General features: G+C 35.3%; 22 protein-coding genes and 1 pseudogene. 19 read left to right on the top strand and 4 right to left on the bottom strand.

The window, feature by feature from the left end; genetic code table 11:
- Positions 1–51: 51 nt before the first annotated feature.
- The 4 genes from M663_RS0100420 to M663_RS0100400 all read left to right on the top strand — a co-directional run bounded on the left by M663_RS0100420 (position 52) and on the right by M663_RS0100400 (position 1,947).
- A complete protein-coding gene (locus tag M663_RS0100420; RefSeq protein ID WP_273702563.1) occupies positions 52–405 on the top strand; it encodes a hypothetical protein in 354 nt (117 codons plus the stop codon).
- A gap of 387 nt (positions 406–792) precedes the next feature.
- Positions 793–1,059 carry a type II toxin-antitoxin system HicA family toxin gene (locus tag M663_RS0100410; RefSeq protein WP_003869675.1) on the top strand — a complete coding sequence of 89 codons (267 nt, stop codon included), beginning with the start codon at positions 793–795 and terminating at the stop codon, positions 1,057–1,059.
- Between the two features lie 2 nt (positions 1,060–1,061).
- Complete coding sequence (locus M663_RS0100405; RefSeq protein ID WP_029687553.1) at positions 1,062–1,526, top strand: type II toxin-antitoxin system HicB family antitoxin; 465 nt, start codon at positions 1,062–1,064, stop codon at positions 1,524–1,526.
- Between the two features lie 16 nt (positions 1,527–1,542).
- Positions 1,543–1,947 (top strand): hypothetical protein, encoded by a 405-nt coding sequence (locus M663_RS0100400; RefSeq protein ID WP_003869677.1) that lies wholly within the window; start codon positions 1,543–1,545, stop codon positions 1,945–1,947.
- Between the two features lie 162 nt (positions 1,948–2,109).
- On the opposite strand, the gene M663_RS0100395 is transcribed toward M663_RS0100400, so the two are convergent.
- The gene (locus M663_RS0100395) at positions 2,110–2,688 is read right to left on the bottom strand and encodes a YdcF family protein (RefSeq protein ID WP_029687552.1); all 579 of its coding nucleotides are present in this window, start codon (positions 2,686–2,688) and stop codon (positions 2,110–2,112) included.
- Between the two features lie 175 nt (positions 2,689–2,863).
- On the opposite strand from M663_RS0100395, the gene sigY reads away from it, so the two are divergent.
- The 7 genes from sigY to polX all read left to right on the top strand — a co-directional run bounded on the left by sigY (position 2,864) and on the right by polX (position 7,935).
- Positions 2,864–3,394 (top strand): RNA polymerase sigma factor SigY, encoded by a 531-nt coding sequence (gene sigY, locus M663_RS0100390; protein ID WP_029687551.1) that lies wholly within the window; start codon positions 2,864–2,866, stop codon positions 3,392–3,394.
- On the top strand, positions 3,391–3,807 hold the full coding sequence (locus M663_RS0100385; RefSeq protein WP_029687550.1) for a hypothetical protein: 417 nt from the start codon (positions 3,391–3,393) through the stop codon (positions 3,805–3,807). Before sigY ends, M663_RS0100385 begins: the two co-directional genes overlap by 4 nt.
- Positions 3,808–3,811: 4 nt before the next feature.
- Positions 3,812–4,144 (top strand): zinc ribbon domain-containing protein, encoded by a 333-nt coding sequence (locus M663_RS0100380; RefSeq protein ID WP_003868124.1) that lies wholly within the window; start codon positions 3,812–3,814, stop codon positions 4,142–4,144.
- 19 nt (positions 4,145–4,163) lie between these two features.
- Positions 4,164–4,370: a PLDc N-terminal domain-containing protein gene (locus M663_RS0100375; protein WP_003868125.1), complete on the top strand. Its 207-nt coding sequence runs from the start codon at positions 4,164–4,166 to the stop codon at positions 4,368–4,370.
- A gap of 1 nt (position 4,371) precedes the next feature.
- Positions 4,372–5,298 (top strand): ABC transporter ATP-binding protein, encoded by a 927-nt coding sequence (locus M663_RS0100370; RefSeq protein ID WP_029687549.1) that lies wholly within the window; start codon positions 4,372–4,374, stop codon positions 5,296–5,298.
- Positions 5,285–6,040: an ABC transporter permease gene (locus tag M663_RS0100365; RefSeq protein ID WP_029687547.1), complete on the top strand. Its 756-nt coding sequence runs from the start codon at positions 5,285–5,287 to the stop codon at positions 6,038–6,040. Before M663_RS0100370 ends, M663_RS0100365 begins: the two co-directional genes overlap by 14 nt.
- Positions 6,041–6,204: 164 nt before the next feature.
- Positions 6,205–7,935 (top strand): DNA polymerase/3'-5' exonuclease PolX, encoded by a 1,731-nt coding sequence (gene polX / locus M663_RS0100360; protein ID WP_029687546.1) that lies wholly within the window; start codon positions 6,205–6,207, stop codon positions 7,933–7,935.
- Positions 7,936–8,097: 162 nt separating this feature from the next.
- Here the strand turns inward: polX and gltA are convergent, their stop codons facing one another.
- The 3 genes from gltA to M663_RS0100345 form a co-directional block, all read right to left on the bottom strand.
- The gene (gltA, locus tag M663_RS0100355; RefSeq protein ID WP_029687545.1) at positions 8,098–9,498 is read right to left on the bottom strand and encodes an NADPH-dependent glutamate synthase; all 1,401 of its coding nucleotides are present in this window, start codon (positions 9,496–9,498) and stop codon (positions 8,098–8,100) included.
- A complete protein-coding gene (locus M663_RS0100350; protein ID WP_029687544.1) occupies positions 9,485–10,363 on the bottom strand; it encodes a sulfide/dihydroorotate dehydrogenase-like FAD/NAD-binding protein in 879 nt (292 codons plus the stop codon). The genes gltA and M663_RS0100350 overlap by 14 nt, the downstream gene beginning before the upstream one ends.
- A gap of 193 nt (positions 10,364–10,556) precedes the next feature.
- Positions 10,557–11,615, bottom strand: coding sequence for an NADP-dependent isopropanol dehydrogenase (locus tag M663_RS0100345; protein WP_003869686.1), 1,059 nt, complete (start codon positions 11,613–11,615; stop codon positions 10,557–10,559).
- A gap of 361 nt (positions 11,616–11,976) precedes the next feature.
- Here M663_RS0100345 and argC point away from each other — a divergent pair, with 361 nt between their 5' ends.
- From argC to argH, 8 genes and pseudogenes are all read left to right on the top strand, one after another.
- Entirely contained in the window at positions 11,977–13,011 is a 1,035-nt protein-coding gene (argC, locus tag M663_RS0100340; protein ID WP_004398900.1) for an N-acetyl-gamma-glutamyl-phosphate reductase, read from the top strand.
- A 44-nt stretch (positions 13,012–13,055) separates the two neighbouring features.
- Positions 13,056–14,276 (top strand): bifunctional glutamate N-acetyltransferase/amino-acid acetyltransferase ArgJ, encoded by a 1,221-nt coding sequence (gene argJ / locus M663_RS0100335; protein ID WP_004398898.1) that lies wholly within the window; start codon positions 13,056–13,058, stop codon positions 14,274–14,276.
- Positions 14,273–15,172: an acetylglutamate kinase gene (gene argB, locus M663_RS0100330; RefSeq protein ID WP_004398895.1), complete on the top strand. Its 900-nt coding sequence runs from the start codon at positions 14,273–14,275 to the stop codon at positions 15,170–15,172. The genes argJ and argB overlap by 4 nt, the downstream gene beginning before the upstream one ends.
- Positions 15,159–16,343, top strand: a complete 1,185-nt coding sequence (locus M663_RS0100325; protein ID WP_029687543.1) for an acetylornithine transaminase — start codon at positions 15,159–15,161, stop codon at positions 16,341–16,343. The genes argB and M663_RS0100325 overlap by 14 nt, the downstream gene beginning before the upstream one ends.
- A 1-nt stretch (position 16,344) precedes the next feature.
- Positions 16,345–17,415, top strand: a complete 1,071-nt coding sequence (gene carA, locus M663_RS0100320; RefSeq protein WP_029687542.1) for a glutamine-hydrolyzing carbamoyl-phosphate synthase small subunit — start codon at positions 16,345–16,347, stop codon at positions 17,413–17,415.
- Positions 17,402–20,619, top strand: a pseudogene (gene carB / locus M663_RS14390) (carbamoyl-phosphate synthase (glutamine-hydrolyzing) large subunit). The gene carA and the pseudogene carB overlap by 14 nt, the downstream one beginning before the upstream one ends.
- 13 nt (positions 20,620–20,632) lie before the next feature.
- A complete protein-coding gene (locus tag M663_RS0100310) occupies positions 20,633–21,865 on the top strand; it encodes an argininosuccinate synthase (RefSeq protein ID WP_029687541.1) in 1,233 nt (410 codons plus the stop codon).
- Positions 21,846–23,162: an argininosuccinate lyase gene (gene argH / locus M663_RS0100305; protein WP_029687539.1), complete on the top strand. Its 1,317-nt coding sequence runs from the start codon at positions 21,846–21,848 to the stop codon at positions 23,160–23,162. Before M663_RS0100310 ends, argH begins: the two co-directional genes overlap by 20 nt.
- The last annotated feature ends 70 nt before the right edge of the window (positions 23,163–23,232 follow it).

Raw genomic sequence — 23,232 nt, 5'->3', positions numbered from 1 at the left:
AGATAAAAAACAGGAAAGCTATTAGATGCCTATGGTGAAGAAATCAAATCTTTGGATAATGGTAGGAGCCAATATATAGTATATCGTGAAAAAGAAAATGATTTTGGAATTCTGCGATTGTATACAATTTTTGAAACCCAAGAAGAAAATGGGAATAAAGAAATTGGCAAAGTAGTAGGTAAGTATTGGGATATAATGTCGCGAAGTGGTTGGTATATAGGAAATCAGCATGTAGTTACTATTTCTACAACGGGGAATTTTCCTACTACAGAAATAGAAACGGGTGGCACAGTTACTATTGTTAAAAATAGGGTATATAGAGATATAAATTCGCTTTTTTTGAAAAAAAACTATGAATTTATAAGAAAAAATATTGATTTGGGGTATCGTTATAGTTTGTATTAAAAAATATGACTTTACTCCCTATTCTATTGTGGTATATAGAACAAGTGAGGGCTTTTTTAATAAAAGAAAGCCCTCAGAGGAATTTGCAAAAAAATATTGGCCACTATTAGGAATAGACAATGCTACTCAACAAAAGCTTATCAATAAAATTAAAAAAGGGGAAATATTAGATGCTTACCGTTCGGTAATGAAACTCTTAACCATTAGGAAAATGATGTTAAAATTTTTCAATGGTAAATTTATCTAAAACTATATCTGCTACAAAAACTTTATATTACCAAAAGTGTTTAAGGTTATTGAATTGATACATAAAAAATGATATCATATATAGTACTAAATGAATAAAGCAATTTATTATGGCTATATTTAATATTACGGAGGATTTTCATGAGCCAGATTAAAAAACTGTATAAAAAAATAAAAGAAAATCCTAAAAATGTTAGATTCGAAGAAATAGATAAAATTTTAAAATATTTTGGATTTGAAGCTCGAGAGCCAGGAAGTGGTTCAAGTCATATAACTTATTCTCATGCTGACCTAGAAGACATATTAACTATTCCAAAAGGAAGGCCTCACATTAAGGCGGTTTATGTAAAAAAGGCTTTGAAGCTTATTGAATTGCTTGATGTTAAATTTGAAGATGAGGAGGAATAATAATGCCAAATGAGTTAAACTACAGAGTTGAAATTGTTAAGCTTTCTGAAGAAGATGGAGGTGGTTATTTGGCTATTGTACCAAGATTGCATGGTTGTATAAGTGATGGAGAAACCCCAGAAGACGCATTAAAAAATGTTCAGGATGCAATAAAATGTTGGATTAAAACAGCCAAAGAAAAGGGAAAGAAAATTCCTCCAGAAGAAGAGTATAGGGAAGAAAGCGAACATAGTGGTAAACTTCTTTTAAGAATTCCTAAGAGCATGCACAAAACACTTTCAGAAATGGCTGAAGAGGAAGGGGTAAGTTTAAATAATTTAATTCAAAATCTACTCTCATTTGCCATTGGTTATAAAAGAGCAAAAAAAGATATAAGCAGTGATTATAGACCAGTATTTAATGACATAATAATTGAGTCGTTAATAGGAAAATGGAAAAAGGTAGATAATGTAGAATTGGTAAATTAATAATGAAGGTGGTATCATGCCTAAAAAGAGAACAAATATTATTAAAAAGATAGAAAAAAGCAACATTAAACTTAATAGAATTATAGCTGAAAGTCTGCCATATACTATGATATCAGATGGAAAAGGCGTAAAATTAAAAGAAAAATTTGATTATGAAATTATAGGTATTAACAACAATGAAGCTGAAATCAAGTTGAGTGCAGAAATAGGATTTGATCCACAAAAGATATTTAATATTAAGATCGAATTGATTGGTACTTTTCATTTTAGTGAAGTAATTACAGAAGACAAAATTAAAGAAAATATTTCAGACCTTTTGAATTTTATGGCTAGTGAAATGAGCTTTATTGTTAGTTTTATTACTGATAAAATGTTTGGTAAGCCATATATTTTCCCTCCAATAGTCGAGTTGAAAGAATAAAAATGTTATAGACAAGTAGACAATAGACAATAGACAAGGGGACGGTTCTTTTGTCTGCAGACAAAAGAACCGTCCGAAATTGATGAAAAAGCCCTGTTTTTACGCCGCTATTGCGGTTAATTTTGCTTGCATAGTATTTGCAATAAGAGACAACCATATTCCTCATTCCTTTAAATATGTATATAAAAGTGCAGGTATTTCACGTAAAAAACCATAAGCTTCATCACTTAACATATATCTTTTTATAAAAACTCCTGAAAAACTCGCATTTATATCAATACGCTTTGCTATTACACTTGCCCTTTTTAAATGAAATTTATTTGAAATAATTATTGCTGTTTTTAATGAATTTTTATCCATAATTTCCTTGGAAAAAAGTAAATTCTCATATGTAGAAAAAGATTTATCATCAGTTAAAATAATCTTTTGAAGTATGCCATTTTTTAAAAGATATTCTTTCCCTGCCTCAGCTTCCGAAATATTCTCTCCAGGACCTTTCCCTCCAGATACTATTATATACTTACCATACCCTTCTTTATAAAGTCTCAAAGCCTCATCAAGCCTTTCTTTGAAAAAAGGACTTGGCGTCTTTCCATATACTGCACAGCCTAAAACTATTATCACATCAGATTTTTTTGGTTTTTCATAAAGTGCAAAAGAAATTATCTGATATTCTAATGTTATTACCACTGTAACAAAAATTACTATTAAAATCCCTATAAACCTCAATAATAATTTCATTAAACTTTCCTCCAGAAAATTATTATAATAAAACCCTTTATATCATTATACAACATATATCCTATTACTAAAACAATTCTTCACAATACACTTATAAATAACCAGTTTTTGATAAAATAAAATTATGAACTTTTTACTTAGTCACGCGTTTAATTTGTAGAAGGGTGGGCAGGTGATGGAAGAGAAAGAACTAATATATAAAGCAAAAAATGGTAATAAATATGCTCTAAATGAGTTACTCTCCCAAAACTATAATACTTTATTAGGATATTGCATTAAAATGACAGGTAATCCGATGCTTGCCCAGGATATAGTACAGGAAACAATGCTCAAAGCTATTTTAAATATTAAAAATTTTACTCCTGAAGTCAAGTTCTCAACATGGCTTTTAAAAATCGCAACTAATACATTTAAAGATTATTTAAGAAAACACAAAAATATTGAACTTGTAGAAGAAATATTTTCAAATACTGAAGAAGATGTAGAAGAGACCGCTATGACAAATATTCAATACAGCGAACTAATGAATATTTTAATGAAACTGCCTTATGAGAAAAGAGCAGTATTCATTTTAAAACACTATTATGGATATAAATACCAAGAAATTGCGAAAATAATGGACTGCCCTGTTGGCACAGTACGGTCACGTTTACACAATGCTATAAAAGAAATAATGTCAGAAATAGGAAGAAGGGGTATATTGTGAAAAGAGAATGTAAAAAAATACAAGACAAAATAATTGATATTCACTACAATGAACTTAGTGACAATACAGAAGTAATTTCACATATTGAAAATTGCAGTGACTGTTATACATTCAAAAAAAATTTAAAACTAACATTAAATTACATGGATACCTTAGATGTTAAAATTGATATGTCAGACTTGCAAGTAAATATCGCAGAAATTATAGAAAAGGCAGAGCAAATAAGAAATAAACGAAAAGATAGGCTTGAATTGCTTATTTTTATAACCACATCAATAATTTTCTTAATATCATCAGTATTATTTATGGCAAATTTGCATGTTAGGTTGCTCCTATACACGCAAATTTTCCTTTATTTCAATCTGCCATTAATCTTAATACCCTTTTACAAATTAAAGACTTCAAGGAGATGATAAAATGTCCAAAAACACATTAATTTTAATAATTGTAATACCCCTATTATTTCTTCAAGCTTTATGGATTTTTATGGATGCAAAAAAACGTGGTGAAAAATACTACTGGGCATGGGGGATTTTTGGACTCCTAAATATACCTACATCTTTAATCATATACCTTTTTGTAACAAGGTATGGATATCTTAAATGTCCTAATTGTGGAAAAACAGTAAGAAATGATTACAAATTCTGTCCTTATTGTGGTACTTCTTTAAAGAAAACATGTCCAAAATGTGGAGCCGAAATAAAAGATGATTGGAAATACTGTCCTGAATGTTCAACAAAATTAAAATAATCTGAGGAGGTCTAAATTAATGATTGATAAATTAAGCAATCCTGAATTAATAAAACTACTTCTTCCTTTAGCTATAATCCAGTTAGGACTTACTGTATTTTCAATTTACAGACTTTCAAAAGACAAAGTTAAATATCTTCCAAAATGGGCATGGTTTTTAATTATAATCTTTGGAGAAATATTAGGTTGCTTGATATTTTTAACTATAGGCAGGGAGAGAGAATAACATGATAAAAGTTTTTAATCTAACAAAAAAATACGGTAAATATGAAGTTTTAAAAGGGATAAGTTTTGAAGTTGAAAAAGGAAATATTTACGGCTTATTAGGGCGAAATGGTGCTGGTAAAACTACCACAATGAACATTTTAACAGGGCTTATTGATTATGATGAGGGAGAAATATATATAAATGGTAAAATGTTAAATAGAAATAATAGGAAACTAATTGACGAAATAGGATACCTTCCTGAAAATCCTACTTTTTATAACTACATGACTGGCAGCGAATACCTGTATTTTATAAGCAAAATAAGAGGTATTCCTCATCAAAAAGCTAGCACAGAAGTGGAAGAACTCCTTAATACAGTTAAATTAAAAGAAGCCGCCAACAAAAAAATACAAGGTTATTCAAGAGGAATGAAGCAAAAATTAGGACTGGCGGTGGCTCTTTTAGATAACCCTGAAATAATTTTTTTAGATGAACCTACATCTGCCTTAGATCCAGAAAGCAGATATGATATACTTAATCAAATCTTGGAAATGAAGAAAAATGGAAAAACCATATTCTTATCTACCCATATATTAAGTGATGCTGAGAGAGTTTGCGACTATGTTGGCATACTTGATAAAGGTAAAATTATCTTTTCAGGAAGATTAAAAGAATTAAAGCAAAAATATATTCAGCCTGTGTATGATATTGTCTTTGAAAATTTACCTACCAATGCTGAAGAAAAACTTAATAATGTAAAATGGATTGATGATATTAAAATAGAGAATGATATTATAAGTATTTACGTAAATGACATTGAAGCAGCAAAAAAGAATATCCTCAATGAAATATCAAAACTTAGTATACCTGTTATATCACTGCAAAGAAGAGAAAATACTCTAGAGGACATATTTATAAGGATGGTGAAGCAAAATGAACACCTTTAAAGCATATCTGAAAAAGGAAATAATAGAATCGTGGAGGCATTACAAATATCTAATACTTCTAATTGGCATTGTTCTATTTGCTATACTTGATCCTATAATCCTTAAATTGCTTCCAGAAATGCTTAAAAATGAAATAAATGGTGATTTAGCTTCTTTAATACAAATTGATATGAAATCTGCAGTACAAAATTATATAAAGGATTTAAATCAAATATCATTACTGATAGTGCTTTTAACACTCATGGGAACCCTAAGTGAAGAAGTGTCTTCACAAAAATTAGTATTCCCTTATTCTAAAGGTGCTAACCTTTCAGCTATTGTCATATCAAAAATACTTCATTATTCCGTTACTTTGTCAATTTTCATAATAACTGGATTTGCTATTAACTACTATTACGCAACAACACTTTTCCATAACAACGTCATAGCTTTCAATAAAATATTAATATCATCTATCTTAATGTCAACTTATTATATTTTCACAATAACATTGCTTATATTTTTGAGTAGCATTTTGAAAAAAGGTATAATAGCTGCATTATCAGTATTAATACTTCATATAGTCTCAGCAATATTAGTAAATATTGATAAAATAGCTAAATTTATTCCCTACAACTTAATCTCACTTGCGAATTCCTTTAGTACAGAAAATATTTTAACTACAATTATATGGACAATACTATATTGCATAATATTGTTCATATTTACAATGAAAATAATGAACAAAATTGAAATAATATAACTTCTTCCCGAACAAGGAGACGGTTTTTTTGTTTCATATTGGAATAAGACAAAAGAACCGTCCCCTTGTCTTTTATAAAGAGAGGCTATATTTAATCCTCTATTTTTTATTTTTTCTGTGGTATAATGTACTAAAGATTTTGTGTGCTAAAGGGGAAGTATAAAATGGATAAAAAAGAGATTGCGAATGTTTTAAACAATATAGGGTTATTGCTGGAGCTTAAAGGGGAAAATCCTTTTAAGTCGAGAGCTTATTATAATGCTGCGAGGACAATAGAATTATTAGATGAAGATATAGAAATCCTTGTTAAAGAGGATAGATTAAAAGGCATAAAAGGGATAGGGGAGGCAATTAATAAAAAGATTACGGAGCTAGTTTTAACAGGTAAAATGAAATATTATGAGGATTTAAAAGCCTCTATTCCTGAAGGGCTTGTTGAAATGCTTAAAATTCCCGGTCTTGGTCCAAAAAAGATAAAGACTATATACGAAAAATTGAATATTACCACAATTAGAGAGTTGGAATATGCTTGTATAGAAAATAGATTGATAGACCTTGCGGGTTTTGGGGAAAAAACTCAAAAGAAAATTTTGGAAGGGATACAGTTTGTAAAGCAATTCAGCGGTCAGCATTTATATCCAGAAGCTTACACAGAAGCGCTTAAATTAAAGGAATATTTAGATATGACTAAAACTGCATTAGTGACGGAAATTGCAGGTAGTTTACGAAGGAAAAAAGAGATAGTAAAAGATATTGATATTTTGGCTGCGGCATCAGATTCCTCAAAAGTTATGGAAGCCTTTGTAAATTACCAAGATGTAAGGGAAGTTATAGCAAAAGGAGATACAAAAACCAGTGTCACTTTAAAGTCGGGTATAAATACAGATTTAAGAGTTGTAACGGAAAAAGAATTTCCTTATGCACTTCACCACTTTACAGGCAGCAAAGAGCACAATACTGCAATGAGGCATAGGGCGAAGCAAATGGGTATCAAAATGAACGAATACGGCCTTTTTAAAGGAGACAAACTTATAGAATGTAAAAGCGAAGAGGAGGTATTTAATAAATTAGGACTTTTATATATTCCTCCTGAATTAAGAGAAAACATGGGAGAAATAGAAGCGGCAGAAAAAGGTGAGCTTCCGAAATTAATAGAAGAAAAAGATATAAAAGGAGTTTTCCACGTTCATACGACTTACAGTGATGGGGCTAATACCCTGGTAGAAATGGTAGAGGCGGCGAGAAAATTGGGGTATAAGTATATAGGCATCACAGACCACAGCAAATCTGCTTTTTATGCAGGAGGTCTTAAAGAAGAAGACTTAGTAAGGCAATGGGAGGAAATAGAGGAGTTAAATAAAAAATATAACGATATAGTCATTTTCAAAGGGATAGAGTCTGATATACTGCCTGACGGTTCTTTAGATTATGGAGAGGAGATATTAAAGCAATTTGAATTTGTGATTGCATCCATCCATTCTCATTTCAGGATGAGTAAAGAAGATATGACAAAAAGAATGATAAAGGCCATAGAAAATAAATATACAACTATAATAGGGCATGTTACAGGGAGGCTTCTTTTAGCGAGAGACAGTTATGAAATAGATATATATGAAGTTATAGAAGCAGCAGCCCATTATGGCAAGATAATTGAGATAAACGCAAACCCTTATAGGCTTGATTTAGACTGGCGATATGTAAAACATGCAAAAGAAAAAGGGGTAAAACTTGCGATATGCCCTGATGCCCACAGCATAGAAGGCTTAAATGATGTAAAGTATGGGGTAGGAATTGCCAGAAAAGGCTGGTTGGAGGCAAAAGACGTAATAAACACTTATGAAGTTCATGAAATCTGTGGCTCTTTGTTTTTTCAAAAGATGCAAAATAGGAGGTAGCTTTTATTAATAGATGCAAGCAACAAAATTTTAAAAACGATTGCTGAACAGGAAATAAATGAGCAGGCAAAAGATAAATTCATAAATAAAAGAGACGATAGCTGGATGTATATCCTTCCACAGCACCGACTGCTATCGCCTCTTTAGTTTACCGAAAAATGTTTACCGCCATTTTTTGTTTTGTAGGTATTCATGGATGGAGCGAGCTGCTTTTTTTCCGGCACCCATGGCCAAAATTACAGTAGCTGAACCTGTTACAATATCGCCTCCAGCCCATACCCCTTCTCTGGAAGTCCTTCCCTCCTCATCGACAGCGATATAACCGTGTTTTGTAAGTTCTAAGCCTTCAGTGGTCTTTGTGAGGAGGGGATTAGGGCCAGTACCTATGGCGATTACTACCGTATCAATATCCATAACAAATTCAGAACCCATTATAGGAACTGGACGGCGACGACCCGAAGCGTCAGGTTCTCCAAGTTCCATGCGGATACACTCAATACCTTTGACCCAACCATTTTCGTTACCTATTATTCTCACTGGATTTGTAAGGAAATCGAATATAATGCCTTCCTCTTTAGCGTTCTCGACTTCTTCTTTTCTTGCGGGCATTTCTTCCTCGGAACGACGATACACAATATGAACTTCGTCAGCTCCCATTCTTAGGGCAGACCTGGCTGCATCCATAGCTACATTGCCACCCCCTATTACTGCTACTTTTTTGCCTACCTTTATGGGGGTGTCAGTGTTGGGAAAAGAATAGGCTTTCATCAGGTTTATTCTGGTTAGAAACTCGTTGGCTGAATACACGCCAAGGTAGTTTTCACCAGGTATGCCCATAAATTTCGGGAGGCCAGCTCCGGTGCTGATAAAGACAGCCTCATACCCCATTTCAAAAAGGTCGTCTATCGTCAGAACTTTGCCCATAACCATGTTGGTTTTAATTTCTACGCCCAGCTGTTGTATAAACTTTACTTCTTGTTCCACTATAATTTTCGGTAGCCTGAATTCAGGAATACCGTATACCAGTACGCCGCCGGGTTTGTGAAGAGCTTCAAAGATCGTTACATCATAGCCGAGTTTAGCCAAATCTCCTGCACAGGTGAGACCGGCGGGCCCGGAACCGATGATGGCCACTTTTTTACCAAGCTTTTTAGGAATTACCGGGGGACGGATACCTTTTGTTCTCTCCCAGTCTGCTGCAAACCGTTCTAGGCGACCTATGGCCACAGGTTCACCTACTTTGCCCAAAACACAGTTTTTCTCGCATTGTGCTTCTTGTGGACAGACTCTGCCACATATGGCGGGCAAGCTGTTGGTTTCTTTTATAATCTTTATAGCTCCTTCAAAATCTCTTTCTGCAATACGTTTTATAAACTGGGGAATTTGTACCTGAACGGGGCACCCTTCAACACATCCTGTTTTTTTACACTGAAGGCACCTCTGGGCTTCACTAACTGCCTCTTCTTCCGAATAGCCCAAAGCTACTTCGTTAAAATTACGCCTGCGGACTTCAGGCTTTTGGGTAGGCATGGGTGTTTTCTTTTTGCTTCTATTTAACGGCATCTTTATCAGCTCCTTCTATTTTGTTGATTAATTTGCATTCATGAGCTTCATTAAATCTTTCGAGGGAAATTTTTTCTTCCTCCTTATAAGTGGCCAATCTTTTTATTAGTTCATCGAAATCTACTTTATGGCCGTCGAAAGCCGGACCATCAACGCAAGCAAATTTGATTTCTCCGTCTACGGTGACACGACACCCACCGCACATGCCTGTGCCGTCTACCATTATGGGATTAAGGCTCACCATAGTGGGTATGCCATAAGGCTTGGTAATTTCGCTTCCTATTTTCATCAAAATCGGGGGACCTATGATAATAATCTCATCAAATTTTTCACCTTGTTCTAAAAGCTCTTTAAGTACTACTGTGACAAACCCATGGCGGCCTTTTGAGCCATCGTCGGTGCAGATATACATCCTGTCGCTAACAGCTTTTATCTCTTCTTCCAAGATTAGCAATTCAGCTGTCCTAGCACCTATAATAGAAACTACTTCTACCCCCTGCTGATGAAGCATTTTGAGTTTAGGATAAAGTGGAGCAATACCAAGGCCTCCGCCTATTCCTAAAACTTTCTTGTGATTAGGAAACTCCACCGGAACTCCTAATGGGCCAACAAAGTCCTCTATATAGTCTCCCGCTTCCAAAGTCCCCAGCTCACGGGTGGTTTTACCTACCTCTTGGAATACTATTGTAACAGTGCCATTCTGGGCATCGTAGTCCGCAATAGTAAGGGGAATCCGCTCTCCTCCTTCTTTTATCCTCAATATTACAAATTGGCCTGGCCTGGCTTTTTTGGCTACCAGAGGTGCTTCCATTACAAATAACTTGATGGAAGGTGCCAGTTCTCTTTTTTCTAAAATTTTGAACATGATAATCCTCCTTTTCTATTAAGATTTTAGCAATATTTTATCACTTTCGAAGATATTATTAGTATTAATGACAATAAAAATGTTACGAAAATAACTATTTATTGTTATTTTTTAACAAAAGGCCGATGTGTCACAAAAAAAACCGTTGTATTTAGCTTTATCAACATAAAAATGGGGGTTTAAGTCCCCATTTTTATGTTAATATTACAACAGGTTTGATTAGGTCTTTTGGTTTATCTTTCATCAGCATTAGAGCTTTTTCAATATTATCAAATCCTTGAAAAACATGAGTGACGAGTTTGGAAGGATCGACACGCTTATAAAAAACAAGGTCAATCAGTCTTTCCATTCTTAGACGTCCACCAGGGCATAAACCGCCTTTTATAGCTTTATGAGCCATGCCGCAACCCCATTCAAGACGAGGAACAGGCAGAACATCTCCTTCGCCAAAATAATTTACATTAGCGATGGTGCCGCCTGGTTTAACAATCTTAACTGCTGTAGCCATAATGTCAGCATTTCCTCCAGCGATGATGGCAGCATCAACACCTTTGCCTTCCGTTAAATCCATAATCTGGCTTTCGATAGGACCATTTTTATAGTTTACAATATCAGTAGCTCCATAGTATTTTGCAGCATCTACACAAACAGGTCTACTGCCTACTGCAATAATTCTTCCAGCACCCCGCAATTTGGCACCAGCGACTGCCATAAGACCTACTGGACCAATACCCAAAACCGCTACCGTTGCACCTAATTCTATTTCTGCCAGTTCGGCTCCGTGAAAACCAGTAGTCATCATATCGGGAATCATAACTGCAGCTTCCAATGGAATTTCCTTAGGCAGATGTGCTAAATTCATATCAGCATCGTTCACATGAAAAAATTCACCAAAAACACCATCTTTTATATTCGAAAATTTCCAGCCTGCCAGCATTCCACCAGAGTGTTGGTGATATCCTCTTTGTACTTCAGAGGTTCGCCAATCAGGGGTAATAGCTGGTACAACAACGCGATCACCAGGTTTAAAATCTTTTACCTCACTACCTACTTCAACTACTTCACCTACAGCTTCGTGACCGAGTATCATGTTATGTCTTTCGCCAATAGCACCTTCAAAAACGGTATGAACGTCCGAAGTGCAAGGGGCCACAGCTAGAGGTCTTACGATAGCGTCAAAAGGGCCGGGAGTAGGCTTTTCTTTTTCAATCCAACCGACTTTACCGATACTGAGCATTGCAAAACCTTTCATTATTAAGACACCTCCTGAAATACTGGGAAAGTTATTAATGTGAATACTAGCTAACCCGTTAATTATTAATAATTTATTTTATAATTGTATACAGTATACAATTTATAATATAACACATCGTTAGGAATTTGTCAATCATTATTTTTTATTTTTGCGAAATAATTTAACGAAATTTTTTATGAAAAACTCTTGAAAAAATTTTTTATGGTGGTATAATGTAAAATAAAAGTTGTATAATTATAAATTAAATATTGTATTTATGCATTAAAAAATATTTTTTTAACACTTTATGCATAAATATAAATCAAAGCGTATATATATTAATAAATGACAGGGGATGTAAAAGAGGGAGGCACTTTAAATGGTGAGAGTAGGAATATTTGGGGCAACGGGTTATACGGGGGTCGAACTTATAAGAATACTTTCAAAGCACGAAAAAGTAGAAATAAAATATCTTTCTTCTCAAAGTTATAATGCCAAAGCAATTTCGGATGTTTATTCATCCCTCATTGGTTTTTGCGACAAAGAGTTGGAAGAGTTAAGCCTAGAAAAGGCAATGTCAGAATGCGATGTCATATTTACGGCTTTGCCTTCAGGTCATGCTTCAAAAATCGCCAGAGAAGCTGTAAAAAAAGGAGTAAAGGTGATTGACTTAGGAGCTGACTTTAGATTTGATGATTATTCCGTCTACAAAGAATGGTATGGTGGAGATTATGAAAATTATGAAGGTATTAAAAGAGTATATGGTCTTCCGGAAGTTTACAGAGAAACTATAAAAGAGGCTGAAGTAGTAGGAAATCCGGGATGTTATCCTACAAGCGTTATATTAGGACTTATGCCTCTTTTGAAAAATGGCATAATAGAGGGGAATGTAATTGTTGATTCAAAGTCAGGTGTATCAGGTGCAGGTCACAATCTCTCCCATAACAATATGTATGCAGAATGCAATGAAAACATAAAAGCGTATAATGTTGCAAAGCATAGACATATCCCAGAGATTGAGCAAGAGCTTTCAAAAGTTTTTGGTGAAAAAGTGTCAGTTGTGTTTACTCCCCACCTTACGCCAATGACAAGAGGAATTTTAAGTACTATGTATTGCAAACTAAAAAAAGATATGGATGTAAACACTGTTTATAATGTTTACACCGATTTTTATAAAAATGAGTATTTTGTAAAAGTGTTACAACCTGGTAATTACCCCGCAACAAAAAACGTGTATGGTTCAAACTTTTGCCACATAGGGTTTGAGATTGATAAACATACAAGTACTCTAATAGTTATGTCTGCTATTGACAATCTTGTCAAAGGAGCGTCAGGCCAGGCAGTGCAAAATATGAATATTATGTTTGGAATAAATGAAAATACTGGACTTGATATAGTTCCAATATATCCTTAGATAAAACCACAAACAAAAAATAAAGGGATTTGGAGGATTTGATAATGGAAGAGTTGGAGATTTTAGAAGGAAGCATTGAACTGCCAAAAGGCTTTTTAGCCTCAGGCATTTTTGCAGGGATAAAAAAAAGTAAAAAGGATATTGCATTAATATATTCAGAAAAAGTGGCAAATGCAGCAGCAGTATTTACAACGAATAAGGTTAAAGCGGCGCCAGTCCTTCTTGATATGAAAAGAATAGAAAAAGGTATAGCACAGGCGATCATTATAAACAGTGGCAATGCCAATGCCTGCACAGGAGAAAAAGGCTTTGAGGATGCGGTTAACATGGCAAAAAAAGTGTCACAACTTCTTAAAATAGATGAAGAAAATGTGCTGGTATGTTCTACAGGAGTTATTGGAGTACCTCTTCCTATGGAAAAAGTTTTAAAAGGGATTGAGGCTGCGGCAGAAAATCTTTCAACAGAGGGTGGGTACCAGGCGGCTGAAGCTATAATGACAACAGATACCTTTTTAAAAGGTGTGACAGCCAAGTTTGTAATAGAAGGTAAAATTGTTACAATGACAGGGTTTGCGAAAGGGTCAGGTATGATACATCCAAATATGGCCACAATGCTTTCTTTTATACTTACAGATGCTAATATAACTAAGGTTGCATTAAATAAAGCTTTTAAAGAAACTGTAGACAAAACTTATAACATGATTTCTGTTGATGGAGATATGAGCACAAATGATACAGCGATAATACTTGCAAATGGGGAAGCGCAAAACAAAACAATAGAAGAAGGGACTCATGAATTTGATGTGTTTTATAAAGCCTTAGAGTATGTAAATAAAACTCTTGCAAAACTTATTGTGAAGGATGGGGAAGGAGCAACTAAATTCATGGAAGTAAATGTAATAAATGCAAAAACTGAAAAAGATGCAAGATTAGCTGCAAAGTCTATCGTAAACTCAAATCTTGTAAAGACAGCTATATTCGGTGAAGATGCCAACTGGGGAAGGATTCTCGCGGCAGTGGGGTATTCAGGGGCAGATTTTGACGTAAGTAGAGTTGACATATATTTAAAAAGCGTGAAGGGAGAGGTTAAAGTTTGTGAAAACGGCGGATACATCTTTTTTGATGAGGCTTTAGCCAAAGAAATTTTAAAAGAAAAAGAAATTACTCTAACTGTAGATATGAAAGCCGGGGAATGTACTGCGACTTCTTGGGGGTGCGATTTAAGCTATGACTATGTGAAAATCAATGGGAGTTACAGGACATGATTAGAAAAGAGAAGTTTGGCGATGAAATTGCAAAAGCCCATGTTTTAATAGAAGCACTCCCATACATTAAGAAGTTTTCTGGCAAGACTGTTGTAATAAAATATGGTGGAAGTGCAATGTTAGACTGCAATTTAAAAAGAATGGTAATGCAGGACATTGTATTGATGAAATTTGTAGGATTAAATCCTGTAGTTGTACATGGCGGTGGACCAGAAATAAATAACATGCTAAAAAGATTAGGCATAGAGTCAAAGTTTGTGAAGGGACTGCGGGTTACTGACGAGGTAACTATGGAAGTTGTTGAAATGGTACTAGTGGGGCGCATTAATAAGGAAATTGTATCTATGATCAATGAATTAGGCGGTCAGGCGATTGGCATAAGTGGAAAAGATGGCAAACTTTTAAAGGCGGAAAAGGACACATCGAATGGCGACATAGGATACGTAGGAAAAATTGTAGATGTAAACATAGATGTAATAACGATGATGCTGGAAAAAGGCTATATACCTGTTATTGCACCGACATCTTTCGGAGATGACGGCAAAACGTACAATGTAAATGCGGATACTGCAGCAGGAAAAATCGCAGAAGCATTAAAGGCTGAAAAACTAATTTTACTTACAGATGTCGAAGGAATTCTATCAAATATAAATGATAAAAGTAGCCTAATATCCCGAATGGACTTAGAGCACGCAAAAGAATTTATGAATTCGGGACGCATAAACGGTGGAATGATACCAAAACTTGAATGTTGCATAAAAGCTGTTGAAAATGGAGTAAAAAGAGCTCACATCATTGACGGAAGGCTTACACATTCACTGCTTCTTGAAATTTTTACTGATGAAGGAATAGGAACTATGATAGGAAAGGAATGTTTTGATGATGATAAGCGTTGATGATAAGAAATATGTAATGAATACTTACAGCAGATACCCTATTACCCTGGTGGAGGGGAAAGGGACAAAAGTGTGGGATGACAAAGGGAATGTTTATCTCGATTTTGTTGCAGGCATTGCAGTAAATTCATTGGGGCATTGTCATCCGGCATTAGTTGATGCTATAAAGAACCAATCCGAAAAACTTATACACTGTTCTAATCTTTATTGGAATGAGAATCAGATACAACTTGCAAAGATAATCGCGGAAAACTCCTTTGGGAATAAGGTATTTTTTGCAAATAGTGGTGCAGAAGCAAATGAAGGCGCAATAAAACTTGCCAGAAAATATGCCTCATTAAAATACGGTGATAAAAGGTATAAAGTTATATCTGCCAAAAATTCTTTTCACGGTAGAACTTTTGGGGCACTTACTGCGACAGGTCAAGAGAAGTATCACAAAGGTTTTGGCCCACTTCTCTCTGGTTTTAAATATGTACCTTTTAATGATATTGATGCTCTTTATGAAGCTATTGATGATGAAGTGTGTGCGATTATGCTTGAAGTAGTGCAAGGTGAAGGCGGTATCCATGAAGCTATACCAGAGTATATAAAGGCGGCAAGAGAGATATGTGATGAAAATGACATTCTCTTTATAATAGACGAAGTTCAGACAGGTATAGGAAGGACGGGAAAACTTTTTGGATATGAACATTATGGCATAACTCCTGACATCATGACTTTGGCAAAGGGATTGGGAGGAGGTTTTCCAATAGGAGCTATTGTCGCAAAAGAGGATAAAGCTGTTTTTCAACCGGGAGACCATGCCTCCACATTTGGAGGAAATCCCCTTGCTTGCGCCGCGGGAATTGCAGTGATGAACGAAATAACAAAGGAAGGCTTTTTAGATAATGTGGCTCAAAAAGGCGAGTATTTCAAGGGAAACCTTGAAAGTTTAAAGGAGAAACACAGTGTCATAAAAGAAGTGAGAGGAAAAGGCCTTATGATAGGCTGCGAAATGGATATGGAAGAGGCTTCGGATATTGTGACAAAGGCAATGGAAAAAGGCTTACTTATAAATTGTATCAGTCACAATGTTTTAAGATTTGTCCCTCCTCTTACTGTGACAAAAGAGGAAATAGATACGGCGTTAATAATACTGGAGGATGTACTTTGTGAAGTGGGGTTTTAGCATGAAAGGTTATTTAAAACTTGAGGATGGAAGCATATTTGAAGGTGAGTTAATAAGCAAAAACAAAAAAGGATATGGAGAGGTTGTTTTTACTACAGGGATGACAGGCTATCAAGAAGCCATAACAGACCCTTCCTATGCAGGCCAAATAGTTGTCATGACATACCCTTTAATAGGAAATTACGGCATTAACAAATACGACTTTCAATCAGAAAAGCCTCATATAAGGGGATTTGTTGTACGGGAATATTGCGATAAGCCCAGCAATTTTCAAAGTGAGGAGTCACTTTTGAGCTATCTTGATAAGCACAACATACCAGTATTATCAGGAATTGATACAAGGGCTTTGACAAAAAAGCTTAGAGAAAATGGAACTATGAGAGGAATTATAACTCATAATCCTGACGACAACATAGAATTTGACCAGGCAAATCTTTTGGAAGAAGTTTCTACGAAAAAGCCCTATCGTATAGAAGGTATTGGTCCAAAACTTGCATTTATTGACCTTGGCACCAAGAAAAGCATTTTAAAGATGCTAAATTCTGTTGGATTTGACATTTATGTGTTTCCTTACAATGCAAGTTATGATGATGTCATGCAAATAAATCCCGATGCAATATTTCTTTCAAATGGACCAGGAGACCCTAAGGATGCAGTTGATGCAATAGAACTTACTAAACAATTTATAGGTATGAAACCTGTGCTGGGGATATGCTTAGGGCATCAAATAATAGCCTTAGCCCTTGGATGTAATACAGTAAAGATGAAATTTGGCCACAGAGGTGCAAATCAACCTGTTAAGGATTTACTGACAAATAAAGACTATATAACTTCTCAAAACCACGGATACGCTGTTGAAGAGGAGTCAATAGATAAAGACAAGATAACTATAACCCACATAAACTTAAACGATGGAACAGTAGAAGGCATTATGCATAAGTTTCTGCCAGTTTTTTCTGTACAGTATCATCCTGAGGCATGTCCTGGTCCTCGTGATTCAACAGATATTTTTGATAAATTCATGGATATAGTCATGGTTTACAAAAGGAGGTCTTATTTTGCCGAAATATAAGGATATTAGTAAGGTTCTGGTAATAGGCTCAGGCCCGATTATAATAGGGCAAGCAGCGGAGTTTGATTATTCAGGAACCCAAGCCTGCAAATCTTTAAAGGAAGAAGGAGTACAAGTAGTACTTGTAAATAACAATCCAGCTACCATAATGACTGACACTGATATAGCAGATATTGTTTATATTGAAAATCCTACTGTAGAAGTAGTTGAAAAAATAATAGCAAAAGAAAGGCCCGATGGAATTCTTGCTACCTTAGGAGGACAGACAGGGCTTAATCTTGCTGTCAAACTTAAAGAAGAAGGAATTTTAGATAAATATAATGTAAAACTTTTAGGCACTTCTTTCGAGTCAATAAAAACTGCAGAAGATAGAGAACTTTTTAAAAGAAAAATGCAGGAAATAGGGGAGCCAGTTGCTGAAAGTGTCACAGTCACAAATGTGGAGGATGCACTTAAATTTGCTAAAAATTACGGTTATCCTTTGATAATAAGGCCTGCATATACTCTTGGGGGTACAGGTGGCGGTATAGCTCACAATGACGAAGAACTTATATCGATTGTGGATTTAGGTCTTAAAAAGAGTATGGCTCAAGAAGTACTTGTTGAAAAATCTCTGTATGGATGGAAAGAAATAGAGTTTGAGGTAATGAGAGATGCCGCTGATAATTGTATTACCATCTGCAGCATGGAAAATTTTGATCCTGTAGGAGTTCATACTGGAGATAGTATAGTCGTAGCGCCAGTGCAGACTTTGTCAGATTACGAATATCAAATGTTAAGAAGTGCAAGCATTAAAATAATCAGGGCTTTAAAAATTGAGGGAGGATGTAATATCCAATTTGCTTTAGACCCCCAAAGCCACAAATACTATGTTATAGAAGTAAACCCAAGGGTTAGTCGTTCAAGCGCACTGGCATCAAAAGCGACAGGATATCCTATTGCAAAGGTTGCTGCAAAAATTGCGATAGGACTTAGGCTTGATGAAATAAAAAATCCTGTCACGGGTAAAACAACCGCATTTTTTGAACCTGCACTGGATTATGTTGTGACAAAAATACCGAGGTGGCCTTTTGACAAATTTTATACTACTGATAGAAGAATAGGTACACAGATGAAGGCGACAGGAGAAATAATGGCAATAGAAAGGTCTTTTGAAGCCTCCCTTTTGAAGGCTGTAAGGTCATTAGAGATAAAAGTTTATGGTCTTAGGTTAGATAGTGTAAGAGGCATGGGAACAAAAGAAATACTGGAGGGCATTTCAGTGCCTAATGATATGAGGCTGTTTTATATAGCAGAAGCTCTTCGCCGCGATATAGACATTGATTATATAAATGACGTTACAAAAATAGACAAATGGTTTTTAAATAAGCTTTTAAATATTATAAATATGGAAAGGGAAATAGAGAAAAATGAGTTAAGGGAAGAGATTCTTAAAAAAGCAAAGAGAATGGGATTTTCAGACAGAGAAATTGCAACAATAAAGGGAATTAAAGAAGAAGATGTTAGAGCATTAAGAAAAGAATATAGCATATATCCTTCCTATAAAATGGTAGATACCTGTGCAGCGGAATTTGAATCAGTTACACAATATATATATTCAACTTATGGCGAAGAAGACGAAGTTGAGACCCATGACATACCAAAAGTAATTGTAATAGGCTCTGGTCCTATAAGAATTGGTCAGGGAATTGAGTTTGATTACTGTTCTGTTAAAGCCTTGTGGGCTTTAAGAGATGCTGGAATTAAATCTATCATAATAAACAACAATCCTGAAACTGTCAGCACAGACTTTGACACAGGAGACAGGTTGTACTTTGAGCCTATTACATTGGAGGATGTTTTAAACATATACGAGAAAGAAAAGCCACTCGGCGTAATGGTAATGTTTGGCGGCCAGACAGCAATAAATCTTACAGAAGGGTTAGTTAAAACGGAGTAAAAATATTAGGCACATCCTATGAAAGCATTGACATAAGTGAAGACAGGGAAAAGTTCTCAAAACTTTTAAGAGAGTTAAACATCAATCAACCTAAAGGCGAATATGCATTAACAGTAGGAGATGCAAAAGATATAGCCTTAAAGCTTGGATTTCCACTTCTTGTAAGGCCATCCTATGTTATAGGCGGTCAGTCCATGGAAAAAGTTAACACACTTCAAGAGATAATCGACTATGTTTCAAATGCAACCCAAGTATCTCCCGGCAGGCCTATCTTAATAGATAAATATATAGATGGAAGAGAAGTAGAAGTTGATGCAGTTTCAGATGGTGAGTGTGTATTAATACCCGGAATAATGGAGCACATAGAAAGAGCTGGAGTGCATTCAGGAGATAGTTTCTCAATATATCCTGCAAGAAATTTGTCCGAACGGGAGATAAACACTATTATCGAATACACAGAGAAGATTTCAAAAGCTTTAAATGTAAAAGGACTTATAAATATTCAATTTGCTGTAAAAGAAGGCACTGTATACGTGTTAGAAGTAAATCCCAGAGCTTCACGTACTGTACCTATTATGAGCAAAGCAACGGGTATACCTATGGTAAAACTCGCAGTGGAAGTGGCCTTGGGCAAAAAGCTAAAAGAGTTAGGTTATAAAGGCGGTTTATGGCCGCAGACCCCATATACGGTTGTAAAAGCTCCCGTATTTTCTATGGAAAAATTGACAGATGTTGAAGTTTCACTAAGTCCTGAAATGAAATCAACTGGAGAAATAATGGGTATAGATTTAACTTATGAAGGAGCACTTTACAAAGCTTTAGAAGGAGCAGGCCTTAAAATACCTAAAAAAGGTAAGATTCTTCTTTCAATAGCGGAAAGAGATTTTCAAGAAGCAGTATCTTTAGTAGAAAAATTGCAGGGCTTAGGTTATGAAATATATGCCACATACAGGACAGGTAAGTATTTGAGTTTGATGGGTATTCATGTAAATATTATGTCTCTTGACAATGCAATAAAATTGCTGAAGGATGGATATTTTGACGCTGTAGTAAATACACCGACAAAAGGCAAAAAACCTGATAATACGGGATTTAAGTTAAGAAGAACAGCAGTAGAATACAGAATTCCTCTTTTTACATCTATAGATACTATAAAAGCGGCATTAAATGCTGTGTCAAAGGTAAATGTGAACGGCTTGTCCATTTTATCTGTAAATGAATATCAAGAAATGCAAAAGGATAATGTCAAAAATTTAGTTTTATAAGGGGTGTTTAAAAATGTTAAAAGGTGAAAAAGTGGTACTTGCTTATTCAGGAGGACTTGACACATCAGTAATTATACCATGGCTTAAAGAAAATTATGAATGTGAGATAATAGCAGCTTGCATTGATGTAGGACAGGGAGAGGAACTTAAATATATAAAAGATAAAGCCTTGGCAAGTGGTGCCAGCAAAGTATATATCGAAGACGTAAAAGAAGAATTTGTAAAAGATTATATATTCCCTACTTTAAAGGCTGGTGCTGTTTACGAAGGGAAATACCTTTTAGGCACTTCTATGGCGAGGCCTTTAATTGCCAAAAAACTTGTGGAAATTGCCCACAAAGAGGGTGCAAAAGCAATAGCCCATGGTGCGACAGGCAAAGGCAATGACCAGGTGAGGTTTGAAGTATCAATACATGCTCTTGACCCCTCAATAAAAATCATAGCACCATGGAGGATATGGGATTTAAAATCAAGGGAAGATGAAATAGACTATGCAAAAAAGAAAGGGATTCCAATCCCTGTTACTAAAGAAAAAATATACAGTGTCGATAATAACTTGTGGCATGTAAGCCATGAAGGTGGCGACCTTGAAGACCCCTGGAATGAGCCTAAAAGCGACCTTTACGATATAATCACCCCACCTGACAAAGCCCCAGATAAGCCGGAATATGTAGTTATAGAATTTGAAAAGGGCATACCTGTGAAAGTAAACGGCAAAGCTTTAGAACCTGTCAAATTAATAGAAGAATTAAACGTAATTGCAGGAAGAAACGGTGTGGGGATAGCCGACATTGTTGAAAATAGGCTTGTAGGGATGAAATCTCGCGGTGTTTATGAAACTCCTGCAGGGACACTGCTTCACGCTGCTCACAAAGAACTTGAATATCTTGTGCTTGATAAGGAAACAATGAGGTTTAAGGATTTGGTTTCACAAAAATATGCAGACCTTGTTTACAACGGTTTGTGGTTTTCACCACTTAAAACGGCTCTGGATGCCTTCGTTGAGGAGACCCAAAAAAATGTAACTGGTGTTGTGAGGCTAAAGCTTTATAAAGGAAATGTCATAAACGCTGGTGCAAAATCTCCTTATTCTCTTTACAATGAAGAATTTGTAACTTTTGGTAAAGATGAGGTTTATAATCAAAAAGATGCAGAAGGATTCATAAATCTCTTTGGACTTTCTTTAAAAATTAAGGCGTTGAGGGAAATGGAGAGGAAGGATATGGATGAAGCTGTGGGGAGGTAGGTTTAAAAGCGAGACGGACAAACTAATGGAGGAGTTTAATTCCTCCATTTCTTTTGATATAAGGCTTTTAAAGCATGACATATTAGGCTCAATTGCCCATGCAAAAGGACTTTATAAAGCTGGAGTGCTGACAGAAGATGAACTCAATTTAATAGAAAAAGGGTTAAAGGAAATTCTTGATGAAACCAATGTTGGAGAGATACCAAATGATGAAGATGTTCATTCTTATGTTGAAAGGCTTTTAACTGAGAAAATAGGCGATACAGGGCGCAAACTTCACACAGGAAGAAGTCGAAACGACCAAGTTGCAACGGATGAAAGGCTTTATTTGAGAGATGAGATAGACAAAATAAAAGAGGATTTAATAAAACTTATAGATACCTTAAAAGAAATGGCTGAAACTTATAAAAAGGCGATTATGCCGGGATATACGCATTTGCAAAGGGCACAGCCTGTGACTTTTGGACATCATCTTCTTGCCTATGTTGAAATGTTTAAAAGAGATTTATCAAGGCTTGAGGATATGGTGAAAAGAGTCAACGTAATGCCTTTGGGCTCTGGTGCACTTGCGGGTACCACCTTTGATATTGATAGAAAATACGTGGCATCTCTTTTAGGGTTCGATGATATAACTTTAAACAGCATGGATGGTGTAAGCGATAGAGACTTTGTAATAGAATTTTTAAGCTTTGCCTCTATAACAATGATGCATTTAAGTAGGTTCTCAGAAGAATTAATTTTGTGGTCCACCAAAGAATTTGATTTTATTGAGATGGACGACAGATTCTCAACAGGAAGCAGTATGATGCCGCAAAAGAAAAACCCTGATGCAGCAGAATTAATAAGGGGCAAAACTGGGAGAGTTTACGGTGATTTGATTACAATACTCACTGTAATGAAAGGACTCCCTCTTGCATATAACAAAGATATGCAGGAAGATAAAGAGGCTTTGTTTGACGGAATAGACACTTTAAAAATGTCTTTGAAAGTATTTACTGAGATGATAAAGACAATTAAAGTAAAGACTGACAACATGGAAAGAGCCGCAAAATATGGTTACATGAATGCTACAGATTTTGCAGACTATCTTGTAGAAAAAGGCATTCCCTTCAGAATTGCTCATGAAATTGCAGGTAAAGTCGTTTTATATGCAATAGAACGAAACTTAGCAATTGAAGATTTATCACTTGAAGAACTTAAAAAATTCAGCGATGTGATAGATGAAGATGTATATGAGGCGATAGATCTTAAAAATATATTGAAGAAAAGAAAAACTATAGGTGCACCAAAGATATAAAAACTTAGCCCTCCCAAACAAAGGGGACAGTTCAGAACCCAAACAAAAGGAACCACCCCTTTTGTTTGGG

Source organism: Thermoanaerobacter sp. A7A (assembly GCF_000445185.1).
Taxonomy (GTDB): domain Bacteria; phylum Bacillota; class Thermoanaerobacteria; order Thermoanaerobacterales; family Thermoanaerobacteraceae; genus Thermoanaerobacter.
This window is presented reverse-complemented; position numbering and strand designations above follow the sequence as displayed.

Excerpts from the sequence above, each read along its gene's own strand:
- carA (WP_029687542.1), top strand. The coding sequence starts at position 16,345 with ATGAAAGGTTATTTAAAACTTGAGGATGGAAGCATATTTGAAGGTGAG.
- M663_RS0100365 (WP_029687547.1), top strand. The coding sequence starts at position 5,285 with ATGAACACCTTTAAAGCATATCTGAAAAAGGAAATAATAGAATCGTGG.
- M663_RS0100410 (WP_003869675.1), top strand. The coding sequence starts at position 793 with ATGAGCCAGATTAAAAAACTGTATAAAAAAATAAAAGAAAATCCTAAA.
- argJ (WP_004398898.1), top strand. The coding sequence starts at position 13,056 with ATGGAAGAGTTGGAGATTTTAGAAGGAAGCATTGAACTGCCAAAAGGC.
- gltA (WP_029687545.1), bottom strand. The coding sequence starts at position 9,498 with ATGCCGTTAAATAGAAGCAAAAAGAAAACACCCATGCCTACCCAAAAG.
- argH (WP_029687539.1), top strand. The coding sequence starts at position 21,846 with ATGAAGCTGTGGGGAGGTAGGTTTAAAAGCGAGACGGACAAACTAATG.
- argB (WP_004398895.1), top strand. The coding sequence starts at position 14,273 with ATGATTAGAAAAGAGAAGTTTGGCGATGAAATTGCAAAAGCCCATGTT.
- M663_RS0100405 (WP_029687553.1), top strand. The coding sequence starts at position 1,062 with ATGCCAAATGAGTTAAACTACAGAGTTGAAATTGTTAAGCTTTCTGAA.
- M663_RS0100345 (WP_003869686.1), bottom strand. The coding sequence starts at position 11,615 with ATGAAAGGTTTTGCAATGCTCAGTATCGGTAAAGTCGGTTGGATTGAA.
- M663_RS0100310 (WP_029687541.1), top strand. The coding sequence starts at position 20,633 with ATGTTAAAAGGTGAAAAAGTGGTACTTGCTTATTCAGGAGGACTTGAC.
- M663_RS0100380 (WP_003868124.1), top strand. The coding sequence starts at position 3,812 with ATGTCCAAAAACACATTAATTTTAATAATTGTAATACCCCTATTATTT.
- M663_RS0100370 (WP_029687549.1), top strand. The coding sequence starts at position 4,372 with ATGATAAAAGTTTTTAATCTAACAAAAAAATACGGTAAATATGAAGTT.
- sigY (WP_029687551.1), top strand. The coding sequence starts at position 2,864 with ATGGAAGAGAAAGAACTAATATATAAAGCAAAAAATGGTAATAAATAT.
- argC (WP_004398900.1), top strand. The coding sequence starts at position 11,977 with ATGGTGAGAGTAGGAATATTTGGGGCAACGGGTTATACGGGGGTCGAA.
- M663_RS0100375 (WP_003868125.1), top strand. The coding sequence starts at position 4,164 with ATGATTGATAAATTAAGCAATCCTGAATTAATAAAACTACTTCTTCCT.
- M663_RS0100325 (WP_029687543.1), top strand. The coding sequence starts at position 15,159 with ATGATAAGCGTTGATGATAAGAAATATGTAATGAATACTTACAGCAGA.
- M663_RS0100350 (WP_029687544.1), bottom strand. The coding sequence starts at position 10,363 with ATGTTCAAAATTTTAGAAAAAAGAGAACTGGCACCTTCCATCAAGTTA.
- polX (WP_029687546.1), top strand. The coding sequence starts at position 6,205 with ATGGATAAAAAAGAGATTGCGAATGTTTTAAACAATATAGGGTTATTG.
- M663_RS0100395 (WP_029687552.1), bottom strand. The coding sequence starts at position 2,688 with ATGAAATTATTATTGAGGTTTATAGGGATTTTAATAGTAATTTTTGTT.
- M663_RS0100400 (WP_003869677.1), top strand. The coding sequence starts at position 1,543 with ATGCCTAAAAAGAGAACAAATATTATTAAAAAGATAGAAAAAAGCAAC.